The sequence below is a fragment of the Hymenobacter nivis genome, assembly GCF_006439025.1.
Classification (GTDB): domain Bacteria; phylum Bacteroidota; class Bacteroidia; order Cytophagales; family Hymenobacteraceae; genus Hymenobacter; species Hymenobacter nivis_A.
This window is the reverse complement of the sequence record NZ_RCYZ01000006.1, coordinates 335142-361654: the sequence shown is the minus strand read 5'-3', so window position 1 is coordinate 361654 and position 26513 is coordinate 335142. Positions and strand designations below refer to the sequence as shown.

At 52.2% G+C, this 26513-nt stretch carries 16 protein-coding genes and 1 tRNA gene; 10 read left to right on the top strand and 7 right to left on the bottom strand.

Going from position 1 to position 26513, the window contains the following annotated elements:
- Window positions 1-58 precede the first annotated feature (58 nt).
- Window positions 59-877 carry a class I SAM-dependent methyltransferase gene (locus EAH73_RS15920; RefSeq protein ID WP_140468279.1) on the top strand — a complete coding sequence of 273 codons (819 nt, stop codon included), beginning with the start codon at window positions 59-61 and terminating at the stop codon, window positions 875-877.
- 237 nt (window positions 878-1114) lie between these two features.
- Here the strand turns inward: EAH73_RS15920 and EAH73_RS15915 are convergent, their stop codons facing one another.
- From EAH73_RS15915 to EAH73_RS15905, 3 genes are read right to left on the bottom strand one after another with little or no spacing between them, the layout of a single operon-like run.
- Window positions 1115-2170 (bottom strand): hypothetical protein, encoded by a 1056-nt coding sequence (locus EAH73_RS15915; protein ID WP_140468277.1) that lies wholly within the window; start codon window positions 2168-2170, stop codon window positions 1115-1117.
- Window positions 2167-2715: a GNAT family N-acetyltransferase gene (locus tag EAH73_RS15910; RefSeq protein ID WP_140468275.1), complete on the bottom strand. Its 549-nt coding sequence runs from the start codon at window positions 2713-2715 to the stop codon at window positions 2167-2169. The genes EAH73_RS15915 and EAH73_RS15910 overlap by 4 nt, the downstream gene beginning before the upstream one ends.
- A gap of 51 nt (window positions 2716-2766) precedes the next feature.
- Window positions 2767-3039: a hypothetical protein gene (locus EAH73_RS15905; protein ID WP_140468273.1), complete on the bottom strand. Its 273-nt coding sequence runs from the start codon at window positions 3037-3039 to the stop codon at window positions 2767-2769.
- Between the two features lie 95 nt (window positions 3040-3134).
- Here EAH73_RS15905 and EAH73_RS15900 point away from each other — a divergent pair.
- A tRNA-Gly gene (locus EAH73_RS15900) sits at window positions 3135-3207 on the top strand.
- A gap of 304 nt (window positions 3208-3511) precedes the next feature.
- Here the strand turns inward: EAH73_RS15900 and EAH73_RS15895 are convergent.
- From EAH73_RS15895 to EAH73_RS15880, 4 genes are all read right to left on the bottom strand, one after another.
- A complete protein-coding gene (locus EAH73_RS15895) occupies window positions 3512-4225 on the bottom strand; it encodes a hypothetical protein (protein ID WP_140468271.1) in 714 nt (237 codons plus the stop codon).
- 423 nt (window positions 4226-4648) lie between these two features.
- Window positions 4649-7975 (bottom strand): hypothetical protein, encoded by a 3327-nt coding sequence (locus tag EAH73_RS15890; RefSeq protein WP_140468269.1) that lies wholly within the window; start codon window positions 7973-7975, stop codon window positions 4649-4651.
- Between the two features lie 256 nt (window positions 7976-8231).
- Entirely contained in the window at window positions 8232-9077 is an 846-nt protein-coding gene (locus tag EAH73_RS15885; RefSeq protein ID WP_140468267.1) for a DUF6615 family protein, read from the bottom strand.
- A 22-nt stretch (window positions 9078-9099) separates the two neighbouring features.
- On the bottom strand, window positions 9100-10104 hold the full coding sequence (locus EAH73_RS15880) for a hypothetical protein (protein ID WP_140468265.1): 1005 nt from the start codon (window positions 10102-10104) through the stop codon (window positions 9100-9102).
- A gap of 168 nt (window positions 10105-10272) precedes the next feature.
- On the opposite strand from EAH73_RS15880, the gene EAH73_RS15875 reads away from it, so the two are divergent.
- The 8 genes from EAH73_RS15875 to brxL all read left to right on the top strand — a co-directional run bounded on the left by EAH73_RS15875 (window position 10273) and on the right by brxL (window position 26492).
- Complete coding sequence (locus EAH73_RS15875) at window positions 10273-11286, top strand: tyrosine-type recombinase/integrase (RefSeq protein WP_140468263.1); 1014 nt, start codon at window positions 10273-10275, stop codon at window positions 11284-11286.
- 199 nt (window positions 11287-11485) lie between these two features.
- Complete coding sequence (locus EAH73_RS15870; RefSeq protein WP_140468261.1) at window positions 11486-12436, top strand: DUF4007 family protein; 951 nt, start codon at window positions 11486-11488, stop codon at window positions 12434-12436.
- Window positions 12417-15644 (top strand): hypothetical protein, encoded by a 3228-nt coding sequence (locus tag EAH73_RS15865; RefSeq protein WP_140468259.1) that lies wholly within the window; start codon window positions 12417-12419, stop codon window positions 15642-15644. The genes EAH73_RS15870 and EAH73_RS15865 overlap by 20 nt, the downstream gene beginning before the upstream one ends.
- Entirely contained in the window at window positions 15641-16765 is a 1125-nt protein-coding gene (locus EAH73_RS15860; RefSeq protein WP_140468257.1) for a phosphoadenosine phosphosulfate reductase family protein, read from the top strand. Before EAH73_RS15865 ends, EAH73_RS15860 begins: the two co-directional genes overlap by 4 nt.
- Window positions 16766-16774: 9 nt before the next feature.
- Entirely contained in the window at window positions 16775-17551 is a 777-nt protein-coding gene (locus EAH73_RS15855) for a DUF4007 family protein (protein WP_140468256.1), read from the top strand.
- Between the two features lie 425 nt (window positions 17552-17976).
- Window positions 17977-22668, top strand: a complete 4692-nt coding sequence (locus EAH73_RS15850) for a hypothetical protein (protein WP_140468254.1) — start codon at window positions 17977-17979, stop codon at window positions 22666-22668.
- Between the two features lie 101 nt (window positions 22669-22769).
- Complete coding sequence (locus EAH73_RS15845; protein ID WP_140468252.1) at window positions 22770-24995, top strand: hypothetical protein; 2226 nt, start codon at window positions 22770-22772, stop codon at window positions 24993-24995.
- 3 nt (window positions 24996-24998) lie between these two features.
- Window positions 24999-26492 (top strand): BREX system Lon protease-like protein BrxL, encoded by a 1494-nt coding sequence (gene brxL, locus EAH73_RS15840; RefSeq protein ID WP_140468250.1) that lies wholly within the window; start codon window positions 24999-25001, stop codon window positions 26490-26492.
- Window positions 26493-26513 lie beyond the last annotated feature (21 nt).

Sequence of the window (26513 nt, the reverse complement as noted above, 5' to 3'; positions counted from 1 at the left end):
AGCGCAGCTAAAGTCCACACTACATCGTGCTACGGGCGCCGGGCCTAGCTTCGCACCCGTGTCGCGCCTCTCCAAAACCTTATCCGCCCTCGCCCGCCTGGCCCGCAACCCGTGGCTGCTAAACAGCGTGCTGGCCGCCGACACCGCCGCGTGGCAGCGGCAAGCCCTGGCGCACGCCACCCGCTGGAGCGTGGGGCCCCAGGGCCTGCCAGTAGTGCCGCTCCGCCACTTCCTCCCCCCCGGCGGCACCGATACCGCAGCTCCCTTTGCCTTCGAGGAGGGCGGCTCGCTGCCCACCGATTTGCTGCTGCTGCGCGGCCTGGCCCGGCAGCGCCCCGGCTGCCGCTACTTCGAAATTGGGACCTGGCGGGGCGAAAGCGCGGCCAACGTGGCCGCCGTGGCTGCCACCGTCCACACCCTCAACCTATCGGCCGCCGAGATGCGGGCCCTGGGCTTGGCGGAGGCATACATTGACTTGCACGGGTTTTTCTCCAAGGATTTGCCCAACGTCGCGCACCTGCACGGCAACTCCGCCACCTTCGATTTCACCAGCCTAGGCGCGCCGTTTGATTTGATTTTCATCGACGGCGACCACCGCTACGAGGCCGTGCGCCGCGACACGGCCCGCGTGTTCGCGCACCTCGTGGGGCCCCAAACCGTGGTGGTGTGGCACGACGCCGGCCGCCAGCCCGGGGCCCCGCGCTGGGAAGTATTGGCTGGCCTGCTCGACGGCCTACCCGCCGCCGCACCCGGCCACCTCTACCAGGTAAGCCATTCGCTGTGCGCCCTTTACAGCCCGCAGCCGCTACCTGTAGGGCCGCCCACCCCCTGCCCCCCCCCGCTGGCCCACCGCGTCACGGTGGCGTTGCCGCAGTAGCGCCAGCCGCGGGGCAGCCCTTGCGCCAGCCAGCAACCAGCCCCCAGCGGAGCGGCTCGTCGGTAGCAGCGGCTGGCGATAGGTAAAGACAAGGGTGGCCCAACAACCTTTTCAGTCGTCAGGCCACCCTTGTCCTTAAATAGGAGCCCCGGGCCGTAGTCAGGGTGGCCCGACGACGGAAAAAATCGCCGGACCACCCTGTGCTACCGTAACCCGCAAAAACCAACTTTAGGGCCCCTACTGCGGGCGGGGTAGCCACTGCACCACTGCATCGGGCAGGCCCGGGGCGAAGGTGGGGCCCCCAGGGCCGAGCACCAGCAAGCCGGGGCCCGCCAGGCGGTAGGTGCGCACGGCGGGGCTGCGCAGAGTCCCGCGCAAGGCAGCGGCGGCCGCGGTCCCGGCGGCCCCGCTGCCGCCGTAGAGACCCAGCACGGGTAGCTTCTGGCGGGCCAGGGCGCGGTAGGCGTCGCGGCTGGCGGCGGCTACCGGCGCGTTTTGCACGATGAAGAACGCCGTGCGGGGGCCCCCGGGGGCAGCCAGGGCCAGTGCCGCGGCATCGGCGCGGGGGCCGGTGGCCCAAGTGCCGAGGTTGGCGGTGTCCACGCCGGCGGTGTTGCGCAGCAGGCGGCGGGCGGCGGCCAGCAGGGCCCCGGTGGGGGCCGCGCTGGCCGAGTCGGTGGCGGGCAGCAGCAGCACGGTGAGGCCGTAGCGGGCCAGGGCATCGGCCCAGATGGCGGCAGCGGGTCCCGTGGCGGCGTCGGGCAGCAGGGCCAGGCCGGCGCCCGCGGTGCGCACGTCGGCCGGGGCAAACAGCCAGGCCGAGCCCTGGGCCTGCGGCACTTCCTCAACGCGGTACATGGTAGGCGTGGGCGGGCCGCGCCGCACCAGCAGCACGGGCGCTTGCACCGAATCGAGGCGCAGCGTGCCGCGCCAGAAGTCGCCGTCGAGCGTCAGGGCCAGCGCTTCGCCGGGGCGGCCGGGGCGCACGAGGCGCAGCTGCCCGCCCTGAAACAGTATGGTATCGGCCACGAAACTCAGGGCCGGGGGCCCGGTCAGCTCGGCGGTGTAGTGGCCAGGGGCGGGGTGGCGCAGCTCCAGGGCCACGGCCTGGGCGGGCTGCCCGGCGGCGAGCTGCGCCGTGCCTGCGTAGTGGCCCACGGGCGGCGGGGCCGGCGCGGCGCGGTCGGGGCCGCTGCCCGGCTGGCAGGCGGGCAGCCCCAGGGCCCCGGCCAGCAGCAGCAGCAGGGGCCCGCGCCGGCAAGGGCCGTGGCGAGCCGGCGCGGGGGCCCTCATCGGCCGGCCAGGCCTTTGCGCAGGATCAGGTCGCGGTCCACGGTTTGGCCCATCTGGAAGTCGTGGGCCCCTATTTCGCGGAAGCCGAACCGCTGGTAGAACGCCAGGGCGCGGGCATTTTTCTCCCACACGCCCAGCACCACGGCGGTGCAGTGCAGCTGCTCGGCCAGGGCCAGCACGGCGCGCATCAGGGCCGCGCCCAGGCCGGTGCCCAGCCAGTCTTCGGCCACGTAGAGGCGCTCAATTTCGAGACGGCCGGCGGGGGCATCCTCGCCTTCGGGCAGGCCCAGGGCCGAGGGCTCGCGCAGCTTGGCGTAGCCCACCACGGCCCCCTGCATATGGGCCAGCAGGAAGGTATTGGCCGAATCCTGCAGCTCGGCCAGTTGCTGCTCGGGCCCGAAGGTCTTGGCTAGAAAAGCGGCCATGTCCGCGGGCGCAGTGGTGGCGGCGAAGGTATCCTGGAAGGTTTGGCGGCCCAGGTCGGCCAGTTGGGCGGCGGTGGCGGCGTTGGCCTTGGCCAGCGCAATGCGGAGGGGAGACGACATAAGGGCAGCAAAGGTGGGGCCCCGCCGGCCAACCGGGCCCCGGGGCGGGCGCTAAAGGATGGTTTCTTTAGCCGGGCCGTCGGCCAGCCGGCCGCCGCGCACCAGCCGGCGGCCGTAGCGCACCAGCAGGCCGGCCCCCACCAAGCCCAGCAGGTAGAGCAGCACCAGGCCCACCTCGAGCCCGCCCTCGATGCCCTCCAGCGACCAGGCGTAGGCCGCAATACCCAGCCGGATCAACTGCCCCAGCCCCAGCAAGATGCCGGTGAACAGAAACATCCAGCCCAGGAGGCGGCGGGTAGCGGGCGAAAGGGGAGCGGCGGCCATACGGTGGTGCATACGCCGCCCGCCGCGGCCGGGTTTTTAGCGGCCGAGCTTGCCGATTGGCCGCGCCGCCGTACTTTTGCCTTACCAAACACTCCGCGAGAGTAGCTCAGTTGGTAGAGCATCAGCTTCCCAAGCTGAGGGTCGCGAGTTCGAACCTCGTTTCTCGCTCGTTTATAATCAGCCACTTAACTTCAATGTTAGGTGGCTGTTTTGCATTTGGTTTACGATTTGGTTTACACAAGTGCGCTTATGTACTTCCTTATTACCCTATTCTAGCTGTTGTAGGCGTAAAAGCTGTACCAATACATCTGCAAGAAACTGCGCGGGTCGTTGTCCGACTAGCGCATGTGGAATACGGATACGCCGTTATCAGTGAAGGCCGGCAGGTCTTGCATTTTCCCCACTGCCTGTTTAGTGGTCCGCTTTCAAATAGCGCCGACGAAGGCCAAAGGCCAGGGTGCACTACGTCTTTCTATTCTTTCTGCTTGGTCAATTGTTTTAGTTCTCCCTTTGCCGTTTGCTGTGCTATCCCTGTCAAGAGTGGAATGACTGCTGTTATATCCTTAATCATTTTGGGGCGCGCTGGTGCACTAACCCCCGTACGGTCAGTGGGATTACGCAGCTCGCGCGCCTTGTCATATAGTCTTTTTCCGCTTTTATGACCATACTCCTTTGCTATGGCATCAGCTGCCGGAGCTGGAGGAATGACTTTGCCTTGGTAGATGTAAAGCAGCGCTACCTGCCTCAACTCTAGTTTGACTGTTGTGTTCACTGCCAGCTCTACCGGCTCAGTAACTAAGCTTACTTCCTGGGGTGAGCTATCGGGAACAGTAGGCACAATATCATCTGGCAGGCTGTGGCTAGTAACCTTCAGTAGTTCTCCCTGCTCTTTGAGCCAAGTAAGTGCTCGAACCACAATAGCGGGAGTAGGATTCAGTAGTTCTGTTTCTTCGCTAAGAGTGTCCGCCACGTACTCATAGTCGTTCGCATTGGCCATGCGGTCGAATGTAGCCTCGAACTGCTCATCAAATAACTCTTCTAGAAAGGCCCCTGTTTCATTCAGACTAATGGGCGCCTGTTTGTAAAGTGCTATAACACTTTGAAAATCGTCATCATAGACATTGATGAGAGGAGGTGGTGAAGTCCCATCCGAACCTATACGTGGTGGTCGAATCCGGGCGAGCACCTAGCGCAAGTACAAGTGAAACGAACTATGATATACGGGAGGCATACCATGGTATTTGTGAGAGGGGTCCTGACGACGCAACTGCTCACGTTCCGCTTTTATCTGGTTATCCAACAACTCAGCTCCCCTATTCATAATTCAGGTTTATTCGACTATCATTTCTTCTCCCAGAATGTCGCTGTAGCAACTTGCTCTTGCACTTAGGGATGCTCGCCAGCTAACTAACTTAATCGTAATCTGGAAGGATTATCAAAGCTAACGCCGACAAAACTGACGCAATACCTTTTGTCAGTTTTGTCGGCGTGAAGATTCGGATAGTGGTTAGGACTTCAATGACAAGCAGGGGCAGGCAATTATGTCTGGGGTCGGCAGTTTGTAGTGACAGGACGAAACATTACGCCAGCCAGGGCATGTAGTCAATTTTCATAGCAGCGGATTGTGCTCGTCGTCGTTATCCACCTGAACATTGAAGCGTTCATCCAGAAATTTCTTTACAGCTTTTGGATTAGGAACCCGCGCTTTGTTCTCCAGACCGAATGACTCTAATACAGCAATAGGTGTATGCGAAAGGGTCCTTTTGAAACCCCTCGATTGAAATGCTTGCAAGGGAAATATTCCCGGCGCCTGAATCTCGTCAAGCTCGATTATCCGCCGAAACTCTACTGCAAGTGCTTTTTGTTCTTCCTCTCCCGAAGCAAACTGCCGCCCTTCAATAGCTTTCTGCGCTTTGTAGTTAACCATGAACGTCATCATGGCCCAAAGAATCATCCAATCCTGCCAACCCTCGGAGCGAAGACCTTCAAGCCATGGTCCAAAGCCTGCATCCTGCTTTAGCCGGGCAAGTGTTACGTGCAGGTTGCGAGTGACTTTCTTAAAACGTTTGGCAACTAACCTGAGCGCATCAGCTTGGTTGTATTTTTTACTTAAGCCTGCCTTTAACTGCATGGCTGCATTTTCATTTGGAAAACCGGGTACCGCCTCCACTGGGCTAAACAGATGTCGAAAGAGGTCGTCAAAGCTTTCCTTCGAAAACATTGAGCGATACATGCGCTGGTAGGAAGTGACCTGCATTGATTTTGACGCGAGGTTGCCCTGCGAAAAAAGCCCCCAGAAAGCTTCGTCAAACTCCTTCACCGGAAGCAAGCTGATATCATGCAGAATGCTTCGCAAGGCGATGGTAACCCAGGCAATTCCCAACTTTACGACTTCGAAGTCTGTGCTCTCCACATGCTGAACAAAGACCTTCCACTTTGACTTCTGGTCTTCCAGTAACTGTTCGGGTGGCCGGACATCGGTCGTCAATTCCAGAGTGATATCGACAATGCCCTGTGGCAAATGGAAATCAGCCTTGGACAGCGCTATTTCTGCTAGCAGTATCTGTAGCATAGCACAGAACTCCTCACCCAATGCAGTTAGCTCATAATTGTTGAGGAAGTGGACATGCCACTCCATGCCTAGGGCATGAAACCGGATAGTTCTTTCACTGCCCATATCACTAAGCGGTGCATCCGTAAAGTTTCTGACCAGTCCCTCCCTTAATTTAGGTTCTGGCAACTCCGTCTGGAGCATGGCCAGCAACTCATCAAGGTAATCTTCCTTCAGGTATCCGGTAGCCGTTAACTTGGCTTGCGCTAGGGCCTGTAGGTGGGGAGCTAAAACCGGAGCTGCATACAAGATGAACCCGTAATCAGTAATGATTTTCCGGGGCATCTCGGCCTCCTCCGCATCGAGGGGCTGCGTGTCAAACTCGTGCCGGGTCATGATATAGAACTCAAAATCCAGCAGCGCGCTAAACCAAGCCCCTTGCGTAAAGTCGGCGTGGAACGCCATTCCATAACCTTGAGCTATTCGTTTCAATAGCTCTCGCGAGCCTTTTTGCCAGCTTACCCAGGCAGCCCACAACCCATAATACTTTGCCGCGAAATGCATGTCCATGGCGCTGTACACCTGGGCGATGTTGAGCAGAGCGAGGGTATAGCCTTCAAAGGTTTCGGCCTGCAGCCAACGGTCCTTTGCGTCGTGAAAGTCTCTCAAGGCTTTGAGCAGCGCCGTGCGATTGCTGGATTTGAGATATTCCATCCCTTCCGCCACCAACTGGCGGGCAGCTTGATGGGCGCCTTTTTTCTCCTGCACCACTTCTTTATCCAACCGCCGCACGTAGTCACGGAGCGCCTCAATTACCAGCTCATTTTCTGTTTCATCGACTTGAATCAGCAGCTTGATAAGTGTGTGCAGTCGACTGCTCAGTTGCGAAGCATCGTACAGAGTAGCCGTTTTCACTTGGCTATACAGCTCTTCCAACGGGGCCAGCAGTTCGGCTACTATCTCTTCCGTTCTCGCCCGGCTGTGAACGACAAACAGCCGATTAAACCGACTTTCCAGCAAGCGGCATCGCTCAGCTGGATTAGCGGTCTGAGCAAATTGCTGCTCCATTAGCTCATTGTGCTGCCGCTGCCATTCGGCCACTTCGGTGGGTTCCAATGCCGCTTTGCCCATTCCCACCACGGCCCATACTATCATTAGTAGGCTTTGGGTATTCTCAAAATCCGTGATATCTGTGCTAGGCGTTAAGTCTTGGAAGTACTCGCGTACAAAGCCTTCACTGCCCATGAGGTCTCCACTGGGTGGCGTGAGATACTCCATTGGCCGCAGCTGCAGCATCACCCGTTCATAAATGGCGCTCTTACGAAGACCTGGCTGACCAGCCAGATGGGCGATATACCAGTCCAGCAGGATAAACCAGAAAGCGTCATGGCTCATCAGGTTTTTGCTCCAACGGCAGAATTTCACCGCTTTAAGTACTTCGTAGAACTCCCCAAGGCGGAAATCATCTGGCTGCCTAGCTTGGCTCCATTTGGTGAATACCTCTTGATACCACTGCTCCTCCTCTGTGCCGTTCTCCAGGATTAGGCCTCGCAATTCTTCCCCGATTAATGTCCGGTTTTCAGGTTCTGATTCTGAGGCCTTAATCACCACGCGTTTGCACAGCACCCCAAACATGCCTTCCTGACGCGCTTGAGGAATGTCAAAGGGCAACTCGGCTATCTGTTCTTCAATACGGCGGATGGTGCCGGCAAACGCGTCGGCTGGCGCGACACCCTCAAACTGCCATTTGATGCTGCGGGTAAATGCGTCCCAATCCCCATCGGTAAGTCGGTGAAACACAGCCAATGCTTCCTGCAGGGTATGTTGTTCATTTTGTATCTGCAGCAGCTTATCGGCGTCGCCAGCGCTTTTCTTCTCCCGCTCAGCCAGTTGGTCTTCAAGCTCCTGTGCCCGGTCCTGAATGAACTTCGAAACGACGGTTTTTACCTGCTTCGCGCATTCGCCGAGTAGAGCATCCGGCATTGCTTCCTGGTCTGCTACCCAGCGCCGTAACAAGTCTGCTTGGTTACCCTCACGGAAGTCGGCCACCCGGCTATTTGCCTCGAACACAAACTCCTTGTCCTTAGCGGCATGGTCAGTTTTGACGTGCAGCATGAAAAAGTGAGCCAGCGCTTTCTTGATTTCCTCGCTGCTGAAGGAGAAGTTCGATGAGTAGAGTTTCAATTGGCGAAACCGCGCCGCCTGAGTTACTTCGTCGTGCTGGAAGATATCCTCCTCGTAGTCACAGTAAATGGTTTCGTCGCGGCTATTCAGAAAGTTATCAAGCCAAGTTTCCAGTGTCTTGAATACCTGGTATTGGTAGCCACGCATGGCCGCGCTAGCATCCGTGTTTTTGTTGAATAGGTAGAGCTTAGCAATACTCATAATCAGCTAGTGCTTGTTGCGACGTTAGGAATTGTTCGGGCAATCTTGGGAAAGGCAGCTAGATAACTGCTAAAAACGCACTTGGCCTCGTCGGCCATAATTTTCCACTTCCTGGTAAGGTCTGACCAGCACATCAAATGCTAACATTCCGGGTTTCCTCACCGGGCATAAACCTGTGATTCAACTGAAAGCATAGCCTGCAAAGCTCACTTCACCACTCAAACATCCCGGTTTTCTTTAATGGACTCGAAAGGGCTTAACGCGCATCCTTATTCTCATCCACATCCGAATTGAGGTCAATCAGGACGCGAAGTGGAGCAAAGCCGTCGGGCAGAACATGGTCTGAAGCATTATATCCCTGGTAGATGTCATCGCTTTTGGCTCGCGCGTACACCTGCCGATAAGCGGGCGTAGCTATTTCATCTTCGGTGTATTTTCTAGCGGTCAAGTGCAATGGACGGGGACAGCAGAAGATGCTCCGCAGCGGCTCCACCAAGTCGGGAAACACCTCGGTGAACTTCATAGGAGTGGTACGCGTGACCGTTTTATGAATGTTCAACGCTTTCACCAAGCTCAGACCGTATTCGCCGATGGGAGCCACCCCGTTGCAATCCTTCTTCGTCGGCCCGGTTGTTGGAAAATTGGTCTTTGATTTACCTACGTACAACAGGTAAAAGGCCTGAGAGCCAAACAATCGCTCGTGCGTCAGCAGCTTGAGCCACTGATGAAACTCGCCCTTGGCCTTGATTTTCAAATCGTTAAACTCGCCTTCGTGGGACATCACCTTGGCTTGCAGCGCGTACCAGTCGTACTGGCCGGTCCCGTCGCCCACGAATAAATCAATGTCGTTGCCAAACGCGGTTTCCACCGGCCACGACGTCTTGTAAACCTTGACAGTAGCGGAACGGCTCCGGTGAGAGAACCTTGCCAGGTCTAAGATAAAATGGTCGGTCAATCCTAATTCGGAGAAACTCAACCCAAAGCGAAAAACGTCCGAGAGATGGCGGTATACCCGCTGGGAAAGATAGCTGGAGTAGTCGCAAAGACTCATCGGAGGAGAGTAACCAAGTAGAATGGCCTGTAGGATGGGGTCGGTTAACATCGTGAGCTAGCTTAGGAAACTACTAATGACGATACACATAATCTGTATCCGCCTCCAGCGTTTGATTGATGCTGTTCACAATGCTCTGTGACCGTTTTTCAACTGAATCATTCCACTCAAAGTTGTGGGAAACGCCCAGTGCATGGTTCTGAGCGAGGATGGAAATACTAGCCGTCACTTGGACACGACCTGCTCCGGTGCGACTGTTCCAACTAAGCCTTGGCGCGCAGCGCACTACATTGGCTAGCTTCAATCGAATTTTGGTAAACTTGATTCGGTCCTCCTTGGACAGGAGACGCAAATCCTGGCTTTGATATGCTTCCTTAGGAACTAGATACCATTTGAATTCATCATATACACTGAAGTCCAGCGGGTTTGTGAATGGCTCAAATAAGGGCTGCATTCGTTCTGCGAAAGCCTTATCTCGCTCCCACAAGCTGTGAGGGAAATCGCTGTTAACTAGCACACGCGCGCCCTTGGCAAGTCCCTCAAGTTTAACAGCATCAGTTACCGCTTGGCCCACAATGAACCTACCCAAAGCATGGGCTTGATTGGTTTCTATAATCTGGCCATATGCCATTCCTCCGCGGCAAAGCACTCCATTTTTGATGGCTTCGCTCATCAGGGTTCCCGCAGCTGTAACCACCGCAGATGGTTGACGCGACCAAATAAAGGCTCCATCCGAAAGCTGGGTTACGGTAACATCAGTGTGCAGCTGGGCATATTCTGCGAGCAGCTTGCGAAACTCTGCAACCACGGCGGCGGCTAGAAACTGATTATTGTGCTCGTACTCGTGATGTTCTAGCCAGGGAGTATAGTCTTCTGCCTCCAATGGTATCAGCCCTTGGGTTAATGCGCCCATGCCGAGTAGGTCGATAAAAAAGACAGCGCCGTTATAGTGGGTTAGTAGCTCCAATTGAGGTTCAGATTTGGTGGATGTAAAACGGGTTGAAAATAGCGGTTTGCAGATTGGCTTGGCTCCATTCAACTGGTAACAGCATGAAGTTGCAGCTAACGGGATGTTCAAGCTTCTGGGCTTGGCTCAACCTCATCAGACAGGCCCTTCCATAATTTCTTACTTTAGGTACGATAAGGTTTCATTATCATATTTAAGTAACATTGGCAAATTAAGACACTTTAGGCATCATAATTCTTACTTATAATACCTAAAGTATTTCCGGTTACTTTTGCCTGCATGAGCACCGAACTCGCCCGGATTCCCGACCAGCCCCAGGCCTTGGGCTCGCAACTCGCTACCGCGGCCGACAACGTCGCCCGCTACCTCAAGCTCGGCCTGGAAGGCGCCGACAACACGGTGCTCGCCTACTCGGCCGATTTGAAAAGCTTCGGGGCGTACTGCACACTGCACGGGCTATGCCCGCTGCCGGCCGAGGTGGCCACCGTCGCCCGATACGTAGCCGACCTAGCCGACATACCCCGCAAGCTCTCGACCATTAAGCGACACCTCGCGGCCATTCATAAGCACCACCAACTGCGTGGCTACCGGTCGCCGGTGCACGCCGACGAGCTGGCCCTTGTGTTGGACGGCATCACCCGCGCCTTGGGTAAGCGGCAAAAGCAGGCGCCGGCCTTTACCGTAGACGAACTAAAGGAGAGCATCCGCCGCCTGGACATGGCCACTGCAGCTGGCCTGCGCGACCGGGCCCTGCTGCTGCTGGGCTTTGCCGGCGCCTTTCGCCGCTCGGAACTCGTGACCCTGAACGTGGAGCATCTGGAGTTCACCGAGCGGGCATTGATTGTACATCTGCCCAAAAGCAAAACCAATCAAGCCGGCGAGGCCGAAGACAAGGCAGTGTTCTATGCGGCGACAGCAGCCTTTTGCCCCGTGCGCAGCACCCGCGCCTGGGTACAGCAGCTGTGTCGGAGCACTGGTCCGCTGTTCGTCTCACTTAAGCGCGGCAAGGTGAAGGGCGAAGCGCTAGCCACGCAAAAGCGTCTGTCAGCTTTAAGGGTAAATAGGCTGGTGCAGTTGCACCTAAACCACGACGAGGAAGGGCACAGGATTCCGGAGAAAAACTACTCTGCTCACTCCCTTCGCGTCTCCTTTATTACCGTGTCAGTGCTACGCGGTCAGTCGAACCGCTTCATTAAGAACCAAACCAAGCAGAAGACCGACGCTATGATAGACCGCTACTCCCGCTTAGACGATGTAGTGAGCTACAATGCGGCTCAGAACCTGGGTTTATAATGAAACCATTGGTCTCAAAGAAAGAATGGGCCTGCGTGAATGGGTTTTCAATCTAAATGCTTGCTAATATCCTTTAAATCAACAAAAAAAAGCTAACGCACTGATAATCTTAGACCCTCGCTCGAACTTCGATTTTCGAGAAAATGCTAGCTTTTTTAGCGTTACTTTTACCTTTTTTACTTTTCAAACAGGCTTAGCCATGCTGAGCAAGAATGCCTTCTCCATGCTCCCATCTTTGAAGTACACTTTTAGCGGCCATGACAGCTTTCAGTGCCGGCTGCTTTGGCTCAAGAAGGGCTACGACTACCTGCGGGAAGGCCGCTCGTTCACTGCCGACGATGCCCCTGTCATCCTTGGGGTAGGCAATAACATGGTCCGCGCTATCAAGCATTGGTTACGTGCCTTCGGGTTGGTTGATGAAGCCACTGATACTCCTACTAAGCTAGCCGACCTAATTTTTGGAGGTCGAGATGCAGATGCACCTTTCGATGCTTTTTTAGAAGACAACGCTACTTTGTGGCTACTTCATTATCAACTGGTGAAGACCCGCTTTGCCTCTACCTATTGGATTATATTCAATGAGTTTAGGAAGCGTAAAATCGAATTTACCCGAGAAGACTACGGACGGTTTATCGAGCAGAAAGGACGTGAGGAAGGATTCTCGATAAGCCCCAAAAGCATAATCGATGACTTCGGGGTCTTCTTGAAAATGTATCATCGCGGCATAGCCGAGCGGGGTGTTAAGACGAAAGACCGTGAGGACAGCTTCTCTGGCATCCTAACCGAGTTGAACCTTGTACACTCTTTCCCGCGCAAAACAGAAGACGGCAAAGGTGAAATTCCAGTGTTTGTCATAACCCCCTCTGACCGAGACGACGTCCCAGCTGACTGGATTTTGTACTGCCTGTTAGACTCTCCTGGCGTGGGCCTGTCCGTAAGTTTGGAAACCTTGGAAAACGACCCTGGAATGCCTTGTGCGGTATTTGCCATGAACCGAGCCGGGCTGCGACGCAAGATTGAGCAACTGGTCAGCCAGTACGACTTCCTCACATATAATGACCAAGCAGGGGTCCGCGAACTTCAGTTTCGTGAGAAGCCAGCTGATAAGTACAAGGTTTTAAGAGATTACTATGTCCCAGCCAATGTTTAGCCCCTCGGTTAATATCGTAAGGGATGCCAACCGGGCATTGAATTACATTCCTACGGACAATACTCGACGCATTGTCTCCCAGTTGCTGGCCGATTACCAGACTGGAATCCGTGCCTTCACACTCATTGGTTCATACGGTACAGGAAAAAGTGCCTTTCTATGGGCTCTTGAGCAAAATCTCACGGGACAAAAGCCCTACTTCAAGGATAAGCTCTTTGGTGCCGGCCCCACTGAGGTAGTACATTTCGTTGGCGAGTATCAGTCGCTGGCCGACATGATGGCTGAACGCTATGGTTTAGAACCGGGGGCTGATAGTGCTGCCATCCTTGCTGCTCTCTATTACCAGCATCAGGCGACGCTCAAAAAAGGCCGCCTTGTTATTCTGGTAGATGAATTTGGCAAGTTTCTGGAGCATGCTGCTGCGCACGACCCCAACTCTGCTGTTTACTTCTTGCAAAGCTTGGCTGAGTTTGCTGCTGACACGAGTCACAATGTGTTGCTTATCACGACGGTGCATCAGAATTTTGATGCTTATGCCTTCGGACTGAGTGTGCCGCAACGGCAGGAATGGAGCAAAGTCAAGGGTCGTTTTCGAGAAGTAACCTTCAATGAGCCCATTGAACAATTGCTACGCCTAGCTGCATCCCACTTAACTGCGGAAAAGCGTGATGCCCACGAGGAAGAAGCGGTACTGCAGACAGTCTTAATAGCCAATGACACGCGAGCTTTCGACCTCAAGCCCGCTTACGCAGAGGAAGTAGCGACAGGGCTTTTCCCACTGGATTTGCTGGCGGCGAACGTACTGACGCTATGCCTGCAACGGTACGGCCAAAACGAGCGCAGTCTGTTCTCATTTCTAGAGGCGTCAGACCACACCAGCCTGAAACAGTTTCGTCGTGACCGGCCGGGTGCGTTCTATCATATTGGGCAAGTATACGACTACTTGTTCTTCAATTTCTATTCGTTTGTCCAATCAAAATTCAACCCGGACTATGCCGCCTGGTCGGCCATTCGTAACGGCTTGGACGAGATTGAGCGGACCTTCTCGGAGAACATTGAAGCCTACCAGCATCTGCTCAAATTCATCGGGCTACTCAACATCACGGCGGCTCAGGGTAGCGACCTAAATCAGGCGTTTTTAGTGCGTTATGCCAAGATTGCCTTAGGCATTGAAAATGCTGCTGAGCTTGTTGAAGGACTGAAGAAGCATAAAATCATTCTATATCGGGCACATGCAAAGCGCTTCATTCCCAATAACGGCACCACTCTCGACGTAGAGGCAGCCCTTATTGAAGCCGAACAGAAGATTGCCAAGAGTGACGCGGTTGCCGCTTTGCTTCAGCGCTATGATGACCTGCCCCCTGTTCTGGCCAAAGCGTATACCTATGAGTTTGGCACCCCACGACAATTTAAGTTTGTCATTACTGACGAATTGCGGGCCGATTACCCCATAGGTGAAGTAGATGGTTTGATTTACCTCGTCTTTAATGAAAACCTATCGGCTGAGACGGTACGGGCACACTCGGCAGCCCACCCTGAGCAAGCACTGATTTTCGTTCACTACGAAAACACACGCGACATCATTGATTTGCTCTATGAACTGCAAAAGCTAGAGCAAGTAAAGGCTGATAATGCGGAGGATAAAATTGCTTTGCGCCTGCTTGATGAAAACATTGAGGCAGCCCGTAAAACACTCAATCACTTTATATTAGGAAACCTTTATATCGGCTCCCCTCACCTAACCTGGCTTTGGCAGGGTGAACGGCAGGAAATTCATTCACAGCGACTCTTCAATCAGTTCCTGTCCAGGGTTTGCCAAACCATCTATCCCAGCACCCCGGTTTTCAAAAACGAGTTGGTGAACCGGCACGTCATTTCAAATTCCATCTTCACAGCTCGCCGGCAGTACTTCAAAGCGTTAGTAGCGGACTGGGATAAACCAGACCTCGGGTTTGAAAAGGGCAAGTTCCCCCCCGAAAAAACTATCTATCTCACGCTGCTCAAAGCCAACGGCATATCTACAAGCTTTGGTAGTCGCAATGAACAGCATCTTGACCCTAACCGATTCCAGGAGCTTTGGGAGGTTTCAGAGCAGTTTCTGCAAAGCGCGAAGGACCGCCGCCGTTCCATTACGGGCCTCTATGAAAAGCTGGCTGCAGCTCCTTTTAAACTCAAACAAGGATTCCTAGATTTCTGGATACCTACTTTCCTGTTCTTAAAGAGGGATGATTATGGGCTGTTTGGAGACAAAGGGTATATTCCCCAGATATCAGACGAGACTCTTGACCTGATTATTAAGTACCCTGCCGATTACGAGGTAAAGACTTTTGATATAGAAGGAGTTAAGCTGGACTTGCTTAACAGCTATCGGACTTTTCTCCAGCAGCAGGACAGATTGTTCGTTGACAATCAGACTTTCGTTGAGACAATTCGTCCTTTCCTGTCCTTCTACCGTCAGTTACCCACTTATGCCAAAAACACCCAACGGCTCGATAAGGAAGCGCTTGCACTACGGGCTGCTATTGTAACCTCAGTAGACCCAGAAAAGACCTTCTTTGATGATTTCCCTTCGGCGTTGGGCTACAATCTGGGTACTTTGCTCAATTCACCGGAGTCACTGTCAGAGTACATTCACAAGATAGAGGGTGCTATCCGTAGCATCCGTCATGCATATCCTGAGCTACTGACTCGCTTTGAGAGCTTTGTCCAGGAAGACGTTGTAGGTCAACCCCTACCTTTTATCGAATACAGGGCAGTTTTGCAAAAACGGTTCAAGAAATTGAGTCAGCCAATGCTCATGCCTAATCAACGGGTTTTTGTGCAACGCTTGAACTCCTCAAGCGCCGACCGTGATGCTTGGCTTAGTGCAATGGCGCAGGCCGTTGTTGGCAAATCACTGGACGTTTTCGGCGATGATGACGAATCAATGCTTTATGACAAGTTCCAGCGCATGCTGCTTGACCTGGACAGCCTGACCAGCTTGTCAGCTAGCAACATTGACCCGAGCCAAGAATCTGTCGTTGGCATCGAACTCAATGCTTTTGGTGCCGGCGCACAAAAGGCAATTATCCGACTGCCCAAAGACAAGGAGAAGATTGTTAAGAAGGACACCGACATGCTGATGAAACGCCTCGGTGCCCTGAAACACGACAAGCAAGTGAACCTGGCTATTGTCGCAAACCTCCTAAATGAACTGCTAATATCATGAGTCAGAAAGTAAGACACGTCCTGGGTATCTCTGGAGGCAAGGACAGCGCAGCTCTGGCCATCTACATGAAGGACAACTATCCTGAACTGGACATTGAGTACTACACCGCCGATACTGGTGAGGAGCTTCAAGAAACGTATGACTTGGTCACGCGGCTGGAAGTCTATTTGGGTAAGCCCATTATCAGACTGACTCATTCTAAAGACACGGAGAATCACCAATTAGGGCCTTTTGAGCTGCTTTACAAAAGCAAGTTCAAGTATCTGCCCTCTACTCAATCTCGCTGGTGTACTCAGTATTTGAAGTTGCGGCCGTTCGAAATGTTTATCGGAAATGACCCAGTGGTCTCTTACGTTGGTATTCGAGGTGACGAAGAGCGGGAAGGGTACATCTCCAAGAAGAGTAACATTCAGTCCATTTTTCCCTTCCGGAAGAATATTTGGAGTGAAGACGTGATAACCAAGGTGCTGGCCAATGATAACATCAAGCAGTTACTGGACACCATAGGAGCTGGCGAAGTGACGGTTGATGACGAGTTCCGTGAGATTATCGCAGAACCTCTATCGCTACGTTTTTCGGCTAAGAAAAAGCTTGACCTGCTGCTAAATGCTGATACTAAGGCGTTCAATCAGCTAGTTTTTAGCTACCTCAAAACGACAAAATACCCACTCGCACAGGTGAATAGCTTTCCGGTAGTGGCTGACACCAAGGTATCGGTGAAGGAAGACATTTTCACCTTATTGAGGACAAGTGGCGTCGGCATCCCGAAGTATTATGAGGAACTAGAGTTTGAGGTAGACGGCGAGAAAGGAACGTATTCGAGAAGCCGGTCTGGATGCTACTTCTGCTTTTTTCAGCAAAAAATTGAGTGGGTTTGGCTTTATGAGCAACACCCGGAGCTTTTTGAAAAGGCGGGTAAATACGAGAAAGAAGGTTATACCTGGAGTGAGCGGGAGTCCCTCGCGGAGCTAATGAAGCCTGAGCGCATCGAGCAGATAAAAAGGGAATACATTCAGAAGCAGAAGAAAAGAGTCGAGCAGTCGGCTAATAGCTCCCCTTTCTTAATGGATAAATTCCTGGATGAAGACGACCAGCAAGGTTGCGCCGCCTGCTTTATATAGTAGCTCACTATGCAAACAATTCACGAATACCAAGGCTTCGGATTAATCCTTAGGGAAGTCACACAAGTTCTCAACCTATTTGGAGCTGAAAATCAAGTATTAATCAATGAAACCGGCTTCGGTGATAATAAGGTCAGGGGCCTGATTGAATACCTCAAGGATTTCAACTTAGCGAGCACTAAAAGGGAACTAACAAAACTTGGGGAAGAAATAAAGAAATCGGACAAACGATTAGTTGAGGATTTTTCCAAATGGCTCTGCGTGTACCACTGGTCCGCTCGTGAACATAATCCTGTCCTTTTTTACTTAGTAAATTGCGCCGGTAACGCCGCAAGTAAAAATGGGTTTCAAGAAGCCTTTAAGCTTTGGGCCTCAGCGAACGATATTCAGACTAATTACAAGAAGCGTTATGTCGAAAGTCTCATTAGCAAGACTTTCAATGCTTTAACGGATACAGAAGCATTTGAGAAGTTGCGTTTGATTTCTATCAGTAACGATAGAATAGAGCGCCCGGAGCCTTACGGAGTCCATCCACTGCTACTGGCTTACATCCTGTACGATAATCGCCGCGGTAGGCAGTCCATTACCATCACCGAGTTGCTGGAAGAGGCTGGTAACATAGGAAAATTCTTTGGCTATAGCGCAAACAGCTTAGATAACCGGCTGAACGACTTAGCAAATCTGGGGCTGGTCAAGCGTGTGCAAGTAGCCAACTTAAACATGGTGGAACTTCCCTTTAATGGCTCCCCTCTGGCACTTGTCGAAAAGTATTATGCAGAGAATTGAGGAACTGTTAGCTACCGTTCGACGGGCTCGGAAACGGACTGGAGCAATACTAGCGAATAGCCATTTCGAAGATGTGATAGACCAAAGCAAGCAAGCTGGCTTTGTAGTTGTCGATGGCTCAGCCAAACACAACGGCAAACTGCTGCTTACGGATGACCTTTTGATAGAGCGGGTCAAGCAGCTGGCGGATGGTTCGCCATGCCTCTTTTTGAACCTAGAACTATATGTTGCTCCGCGGTTAAGCCACCCGGGATTTCTAAAGCAGCTTGTGCAGAAGTTAGTAATCTTGGAGCCTAGGCAACCAATTGTGTTTTTGCTTTACTCAGCCCGGGTATTTTCCTTGTTCAATGCGGTGTATGGGCAAGTGTTACCTCAACCACAGCACACCCTCGATTTAGTCGATAATCATTCTTTTGCATGATACTATGAGTACGCTGAGCAGCTTGATTCAACTCTCAACAGCCTTTTCTGCTGAGATTGACTTATCAAATGATTTTTGCTACAACCTCGCTGCCCCCGACCAGAAGATTGAAGGCTATTTGCCCAATCGGAGCTCACGGCGTGTGATGAAAGCCATATTAGGTACGGTTGCACCAGGTACTGACCATAAGGTTCACCTTATTCAGGCGTCGTATGGCACGGGCAAGTCTTATCTGCTGCTCATGCTGGCTCATATTCTTGCCAACAACCGGCCGGAGGTCATGGCCACCTTTCAGCAAAAGGTCGCGGACAAGGAAGCCCAAATTAAGGACGGTCTAACTGCACAGCTTGAGTCGCTAGCTCAGATTGGGGGCAAATTTCTGGTTGTCATTCCAAACTATGGAGAAGTCGATTTCCGACATGCTCTGCTGCAAGGTTTGATTACCGCCCTCGACAAGCAGGAACTAAGCTTCCGCCCACCAACCATGTACCAACGGGCGGCCGAAGTGCTGGAAGGTTGGAAAACAGCCAATCCATCTGCTTATGAGCAGTTCGGCAAAAAGCTAAGTGGCATCAAGACAGAAGAATTCATTGGTCTTCTTAGGGATTTGGACGCGCCCACCTACCGGACGTTCAAGGCCTATTTCCGCGAGATTGTAACTACCTCGTTTGATGAGTCTGATGTCGCAGATGTGTACTCGGTCTACTCGGAAACTGCTAAAAATATCACGGCACAGGGCTACCGTGGTATTGTAGTACTCTACGATGAGTTCGGCGATATGCTGAACCGAATGATAAATTCACCTGAGGGCTCAGGCTTGGCGGTACAGGACTTCGTGCAACGAGTTAAGCGCGCAGGAGGCAGCGGAGCTAACATTCTGTTTCTGGCGGCAACGCACCAAAACCCATCTTCTCTACAGGAAGACAAGAAGCAAGACATCACCAAGATTGTAGGTCGGTTTGACGCACACCTCCTAGGTGCGACGAAAGACACCCTAGACGGGTCCGCCGATGACGTTGAAATTACCGATTCAACTGAAATCATGGGCACGGTATTCATTCGTGCGGCGCATACCAAGCCCCAGCTGGAAAAGCTACTCCACACCGAGGAGTATTTAAGCGAGGCAACCGACTTGGTAAGCAAGCAGAAGCTATATGGCAAGCAAAGCACCGAATGGATAAGCCATAACGTGGTTGAGAACCTATTCCCACTTCATCCCCTGACTGCCAGGCTTCTTCCGAAGTTCTCGAACGAGTACGCTCAGAATACGCGTACAATGTTCAATTTTCTCAGTCCTAGTCAGCTAGAGGTTGGAGGACTGCAACATTTTCTAACGACCCAACAGCTTACGGACAGCCATGGTCGGCCAACGCTGTTCACGCCGGACCGGCTACTCGATTTTTTCGAGACCAACCTAATGGATGCCAAATTTGGCCAAATCCGCAACTCGCTCGACGACTACAAAACAGCCTTAGCCAACGTAACTGGGGAAATTGATGCGGAGCGCCTTTTCCGCAACGTGCTCATGTTAAAAGTGGTACGGGATAGCCGCTTGGCTCCTCGACGAGACCTATTGCTATGGGCTCAAAATTGGCCAGCTTCGCGTACTGCCGAGTTTGATTCACTCTTATATAGCTTAGCCGACAAGGGATGGCTGGAACATAACCGTTCCAATAACACCTACGACTTCCCATCCGCCGGCACACTTTCGGTTGACAGTGTGCTGAAAGAGGAAGAGGTAAAATTGGCTGGTTTAAAGCTAAATAAATGCCTAGAGGTCTGGAACGAACTAGATACTCGCTCACCGCTAATTTCTGCAGAACAGAACGACCGTTTTGGAGCACTACGACGGTACGAAGTAGTGCCTATCTGCAATGCTTCAGACCCAAAAGAAAAGCTAGAAAGGCTAGCCGACTTTTACGCTGGCAAGAACGAAAACTGGTTAGCAACGGGCTATGTGTTTCACTTCGTGAGTGAGACTCCTGTAGCGCAGGACCACTTGGCACAAGCAGTCACTGCGAATAAAGCTGCTCAGCCCTACGTGTTTTATGCTCTTCCTCAGGACCCCTTCCTGTTTAGTGAGCCACAGAAAAAAACTTTAAAGTACTTGGCTTTGCGGGCTGCTCTGGACCGTGATGAGATTGCCAGTACTCCAGCTCGAAAAGATAAAGTGAACGACCAACTGCGCTTGGTTGAAGGAGAGTTACGAGGCCTTGTGAAAAGTATGTTTGAGCCCAGCAAGTGGGTGTGGCAGTGCGCAACGGAATCGACGCCACAAGTTTTCTCTAATGCTCGTGGATTCAATGCCTGGTTTGAGCAGAAAATAGAGGAGCGGTTTTCACAAGTACCATCCATCAAGGACGAAGCGCTATGGTTCGTAAAGCGTACTCAGAAGGCGTCCGAGCGCGATTTGGCTTTTGCCAGCATTTATGCCAGCCCACCGGGTCGCATTCCTCTTCAGACTCCTGGACACGCTGCGTCCGACCGTGTAGTAGAAAATTTTTTCTATAAACTCTCCCTATCCAAAATTGCTCCACGGGACAAAGGGATTCAGTTCGGAGAGATTAAGTCACCAGATACGGGGACACCAGAAGCGGCCATTTTCAAGCATTTCGATAAAGTGCTTAAGGGAAAAGAAAGCGGTGTTTCAGGGCAGGAGTTATTTAGCCCACTGTTGCAAGCACCTTATGGCCTTTCGGAACACCTCATTAAGTTCTTTTTTGGCTGTTATGACCGGCTCCATTCTCTTCAAATAACCATCTACAAAGGAGCTCTGGTTAAGGAAAAGGACACCGAACTCTTTAAAGACATATTCAAGAAGCCGGCTGATTACCGCATTCGGCGGGTAGATATGTCACCGAAGGAGGAAGGATACCTTCGCGAGCTGCGTGATTTGTTCGGCAAAAACTCCGCAACCTCGTTTGCAGAAGTTGCTCGTCAATTCCAAGGTGTTGTAGCTCCACTGACATCCTTGCAAAAAGCACTCATTGCCCGCAAGGGCGGGGAGATACAGGAATTTTTCGAAACGATTGCTGCCCTACCTCAAAGCATTCCCGAGCCAGAGGCCCGAATGCTGTTCTTGGAGACACTGCCTAACAGCCTGCTGGGGGTTACTTCACAGGAAGCTTTCGAAGACGACCCTGCGAACCGCCCGAAGCTGCTCAAGAAGCTGCGGGAGGTCAAGCAATTTCCAGTTGATGCGGATAAGCTGTTTCGGCAAGAAACCTTAGAAACACTGGCCAAAACAGTTTTTGGAAAAGAGAACGTTGGCAAGGATGATATCCAGTCGATTACCAAAGAATGGTTTGCTGGTTTAACGACAGCCCAGCGGATGGCTACCTATTCCGACCCATATATAGCTAATTGGATTAGGCTTATTCAGAACGGACCAGTAGGCAAGGACATTCTTTCTTCTTACACTTCTGAACTGACAGCGAAGCCGTTGCACACCTGGGAAGGTAACCTCTACCTCTGTCAGTCGGAATACGTCAAAGAATTTCAGGGTTACAAGAAAACCGTCGAGGACTTTACCCTCGACCCTATGAAGGTGCTCCAATACATAGCGCGCGAAGTTTTTGAAGTTCCTCCCAGCGAGTGCCCCACGGAAATCGCCTTCGCTAACCTTTTCAAGGACTGGTGGACTGAATTAGGTCAACTCAAACAGACGCACCCCTTCGCAGACCCCGCAGCAAAGTGGTTATTGGAGAATATTGACTCTACCGCGCCAACAACTACTCTCTATCTCGATAACATTCCGCGGCGCTGGATAGAGAAAAATAACTTGTTAAGGTCCCTTCCAACAAAATGGAAGGAGTGGACTGATACTCACATTGCAGCGGTGGCTGCCGAGTACCAGCGCTGCTACGTTCTCATCAATGCCTGGCAGCCACCGATAGCAGAGGTGGATTTCTTTGCAGGAATAGGAAAGTTGTTTGGTCTAAAAGAAGTCCATACCGTTCAAGCGCTCCGCGAAGGCATTTTTAATCAGTGGTATGCTAATCTGCCGGTCCGTACTCGGGAAGCTGATTGGGCTAACAAAACTTCTGATGATGCGCTACTGATTAATCAGCTGTCATCAGGCGAAAGCCTGTACATTTTGCTAACCCAAACACTCCCTCAACGATGGGGTCTGCCCGTGTTGAAGGACTTAAGCGCAGAAGACTTGCCTAGGCTGCTCGCCAAGATTGATAGCTTAAAGGCAAGCATCGACAACTACAGTCGCCCTTTGCTTGAAGTAGTATCTGCGCTAGACAAAAAAGGGAAACACAAGCACGAAGCAGATTACAAAAGCACCCTTTACGAAGACCTACGGCGTCAAGAGGCTTACACTGTCAAGGCAGAGGCCGATGCTACGCTACTCACTGACTCCCTAGCTCGGTTAATGCTGCACGCCGTGAGAGCTAAATCCGACCTGGGAAAACTGGTTGAGGAAGTATCCCTTCACCTCCAATTACCCTCGGACCATCACATCTGGGACAAGGGCCAACAGAAGGCGTTTGTAAGCAGCTGGAATCAAGCCGTTGCCACTATTCAAGCATGGACATTTCCAGAAGACCGCAAACTGGCCGAGGCCCGAGATGAATTGAGCGCCTTTGTTCGCGAATTCTGCGAAAAGAAGGACTTGAATCCTGGCCAGCGCCGCAAGCTGCTCAACGACCTGTTGAGTGAATTAGCACCTGTAGCGCAGGTACAATGAGAATCTATTTAGACCCATTTGGTCTCCAACCAGTCTCTGACGCTTTAGAAGTGACGGATAATGCTAGTTACGTAGCTGCCCGACAGCTTCTGCTTGCATTTATGCGCAGACCTGACCAAGCTAGCCGCGATGTAGTCGTTCGTCTTGAACCTTGGACTCAATGGTTTGATGACTTACCAACGACGCTGGCCGTACCTATTTCACCATTAGCTAAGCTTCGAGACCGATGGCCTGGTGTGACGTTGCCTGTAGACCTCACTGATAAGGATGTACAGGAGCTTGGGTTGCTTCTGGGCACTGAGGTAGAACCCACTGTGTCAGGTATTGCTAAGCACTTCTTCGGTGAAGTATTTCATTTTATCGTCAGTACCGAACCTGCTACGGTTTATGCACTGGCGCGTTTTGTAGCGCAGAAACCGCCCGCTTTGAACAAGGATTACCTTCGCAGACTGTGGAATCAACGTTTGGATTCGTTGCCGCTTGCGCTGGAACCCCTGAAAGCAGCCGACGCTGCCTTTGCCAAAATATTGGCAGAAGGCATTTACATGGGTGGCCGGCCTGAATTAGCTTCAGACTGGGAGCACGAAAATGCCTTAGTGTTTAAAAAGACTTACCAGGTCACCCTTTCTGACTTACAACAACTCAAGCTGCTTAGTTGGTCCATTCGACCATTTAAGGTTACAGAAGTTGACCCTAAATCGGAACAGAAAGTCATTCAGTTAGTCAGTGCAGCGTTGAAGGAAGGCACGCCACTTTTGGATGTGCTGACCGGACGCTACGTTGGCGAATTGCGGGCCATGCTTTCTGTTGGAACCAGGCTAGATGCGGCAATATTGCAGACTATAGAGGCTCGCTACGCGGAAATTTTATCAAACGAAACCTACCTGCACGGACAGCTTCGGGCTCTCGTCACACCTGAGTTGCTCGCACCTCCAACTGCGGCTGACCTCTCACTACTAGCTCTGCCCCAACAACTGCGTACTTGGCAAGAATGGGCAACCACCAGCTTTATTCCATACAAGTTCTGGCTTGACCAGGTGAAACAGCCCACGGCTGAGGCACTTGACCAAGTTGAAGAATACGCCAATCTGTATGGCGATTGGCTATTTGCCCACTATGCAACGCTCATCGACGATGAGCGCATTCTAACAAGCAGCAATGTTCGCCAACGCGTCCAGCACCTGCTTTCCCCTACCGATAGCCGTCTAATATGGCTCATTATCGATGGGCTTCCGGATGCTTATACCTCGCTTTTGACTGCTGCCCTGAAAAAGCATGGCCTGAACAAAATCAAGGTAGACTATGCGTTAACGACCCTACCAACCATAACTGCCATAGGCATACCCGCGCTGCTCAACGGCCTCCGGCCTAATGCATCTTCCTTTATTCCGATTAAGCGCAAAGAGGCGTTAATACAAGCATACCCTGACCATAAGGTGGTATTTTCGAATCACCGACGCGACTTTGCGGATACCCTTGGAGCTGAAGCTGACCTATGCTGCCTGCATTGGCGGGAACTTGATTTATACCAGCACCAAGAAGACAGAGAAATAGAAGGAACGCGGGCCGAACACATTGGTCACGAACTTGACAAGCGTATTGGGCTACTGGCAGCGGCAATGCGTCAAACTCCTGACCGAAGAACACGCCTCCTTATCTCTACCGACCACGGTGCTACCCGCTGTTTGCGCAATGAGTCTGGCATCAGTAACAGAAAGATAAAGGAGGCCACTGCTGAGCCGCATGAACGCTGTATCAAGCTGGTCGGCAAACTAGCTGAAGAGCAACTTGATACAAAAGAGACCTACCACCTAACCAAGGAAATGACCCACAATCAGGATGATTGGGTAGCAGCCCGTGGCTACCGTTACTTTGGCAGCAATGATTCCGGATATCGTCATGGCGGGTTGACGCCTGAAGAAACCATCGTACCGGTGCTGATAGCTGAAGCAAGTGATTTGGTAGTAAACGACCTCCTGATGAGCTATTTCGGGACTAAGGAATTAGAACTCGGTAAAACGCTTAAAGATGTACAGCTACGGATTCAGAACCCGAATGCTTTTGCCATCGAGCTCCGAGGTATATCTATTGCTCAAGACCCCAAAATTCAATTTGCCCTCCCTAGTAAACTAGATTCTAACGGCAGTACAACCCTGAAAATCAACCTAAAATTGCCGTCGTCTCTACGCCCTCAGAGTGGCTATGTCAATTTGAATGCCTCCCTGGAATATATGATTCAGGGTGAGAGCTATACGGCACAAGTAACATTCTCAGTACCCATCCAACAGGCTAACGAATTGGATGATTTCGACTTTGATTCTATATAGCGCATGAATGACACGCTTCGCCAAAAAGTAACTGACGCGTTCGAGTCAGCCTGCATCGACAAAAGCTTATACAGTGGTTCCGGCCTCAACGAGCAAAGCATTCCTGTATTCGTGGGGGAGTGGCTCATCGACCGTCAACTAAAGGGAGGCGAATGGGATGAGGATGTCAAGCAGCAGGTGATTGCGTTCGTACGCAAGTTTATGCCGAGTAAAGACGACGTTGAGGACCTCAAACAGCGTCTGCGGAATGGGGACAACGTTTCGGTACTGGAATACGTCAGTCCTCGGGTAGACCTGACTAAAGACCAAACCTTTCTAGAGTCGGGGAGCCTGGGCAATCAAAAAGTCCTGGTCGAAGAGCACTTGCTAACTCGCTATCCACGCCTATTAAAGGGCGGAATGTGGGGTTTGGCCATCTACCAATACCGCCGGCCTACAGATAAAGGAGGCGAAGTATGGCTCAGCGAATTCAAGCCATTGCAGGCATCCAAGATTGATGTTGATGAATATGTTGAAAAGCGTCAACTGTTCAGCCTAGAGGAATGGACTCAGCTGCTTATCAACTCCTTGGGATATAATGCGGAAGGAAAAGGAGGATACACAACAGATACGACGCGCTCGGCGCTGCTCACGCGCTTAATCCCCTTTGTCCAACGTCGGGTAAACCTGTTTGAGCTGGCTCCCAAAGGCACCGGCAAATCGTTTTTGTTCGGACAATTCTCTCGCTATTCGCGCTTGATTGAAGGAGGTGCGGTGTCTCCCGCAGTTCTTTTTTACAACGAGAACACGAAAGTACCTGGGTTATTCACCCAGTTTGATATTGTAGTATTTGATGAAGCACAGTCCCTTTCATTCAGCAGCCCAGATGAAACTGTGGCTAAGCTTAAAGGCTATTTAGAGCAAGGGAAGTACTCTAAAGGCAAATTTACTGTGTCGGCAGATGCTGGTGCAGTATTCATTGCGAACGTACAGATTGGCCGCGATAAGATGCCAGTAAATTCTAAGCATCTGTTTAGTGATTTACCGACGATACTACAAGAGACTGCCCTGCTTGACCGTATTCACGGTTTGTTGCCTGGCTGGCACTTGCCCCGCATGGGTGTCGATGCTCTTTCCAAAGGCGTTGGTTTGAAGGCAGACTATCTCGGCGAAATCTTCCACGCAATGCGTTTTCGCATTGAATACGATAAGTATGTGGAAGAACGTCAGCACTTGATTGATTCCAAGGATTTCCGTGATGTTAGGGCCATTCTCAAACTTTCGGCTGGCTTCCTGAAGCTTCTCTTCCCAGACCTATCTGTTGTAACTGAGGAAGAGTTTGAAACCTACTGTCTCCTTCCTGCCATTCATCTACGTCAGCGCTTGCGTGAGCAGCTTTTCTACATGGACCCGGAGTTCTCTAAACACGAAATCACTCTTCGCCGGGGGCCCGTTTCAGCATTGGACCATGAGGTTGTGTCCGTAGAGGATGCTGCCGAGGACTTGTCTAGCGTCTGAGTCCTTACATATGGCGAAGCC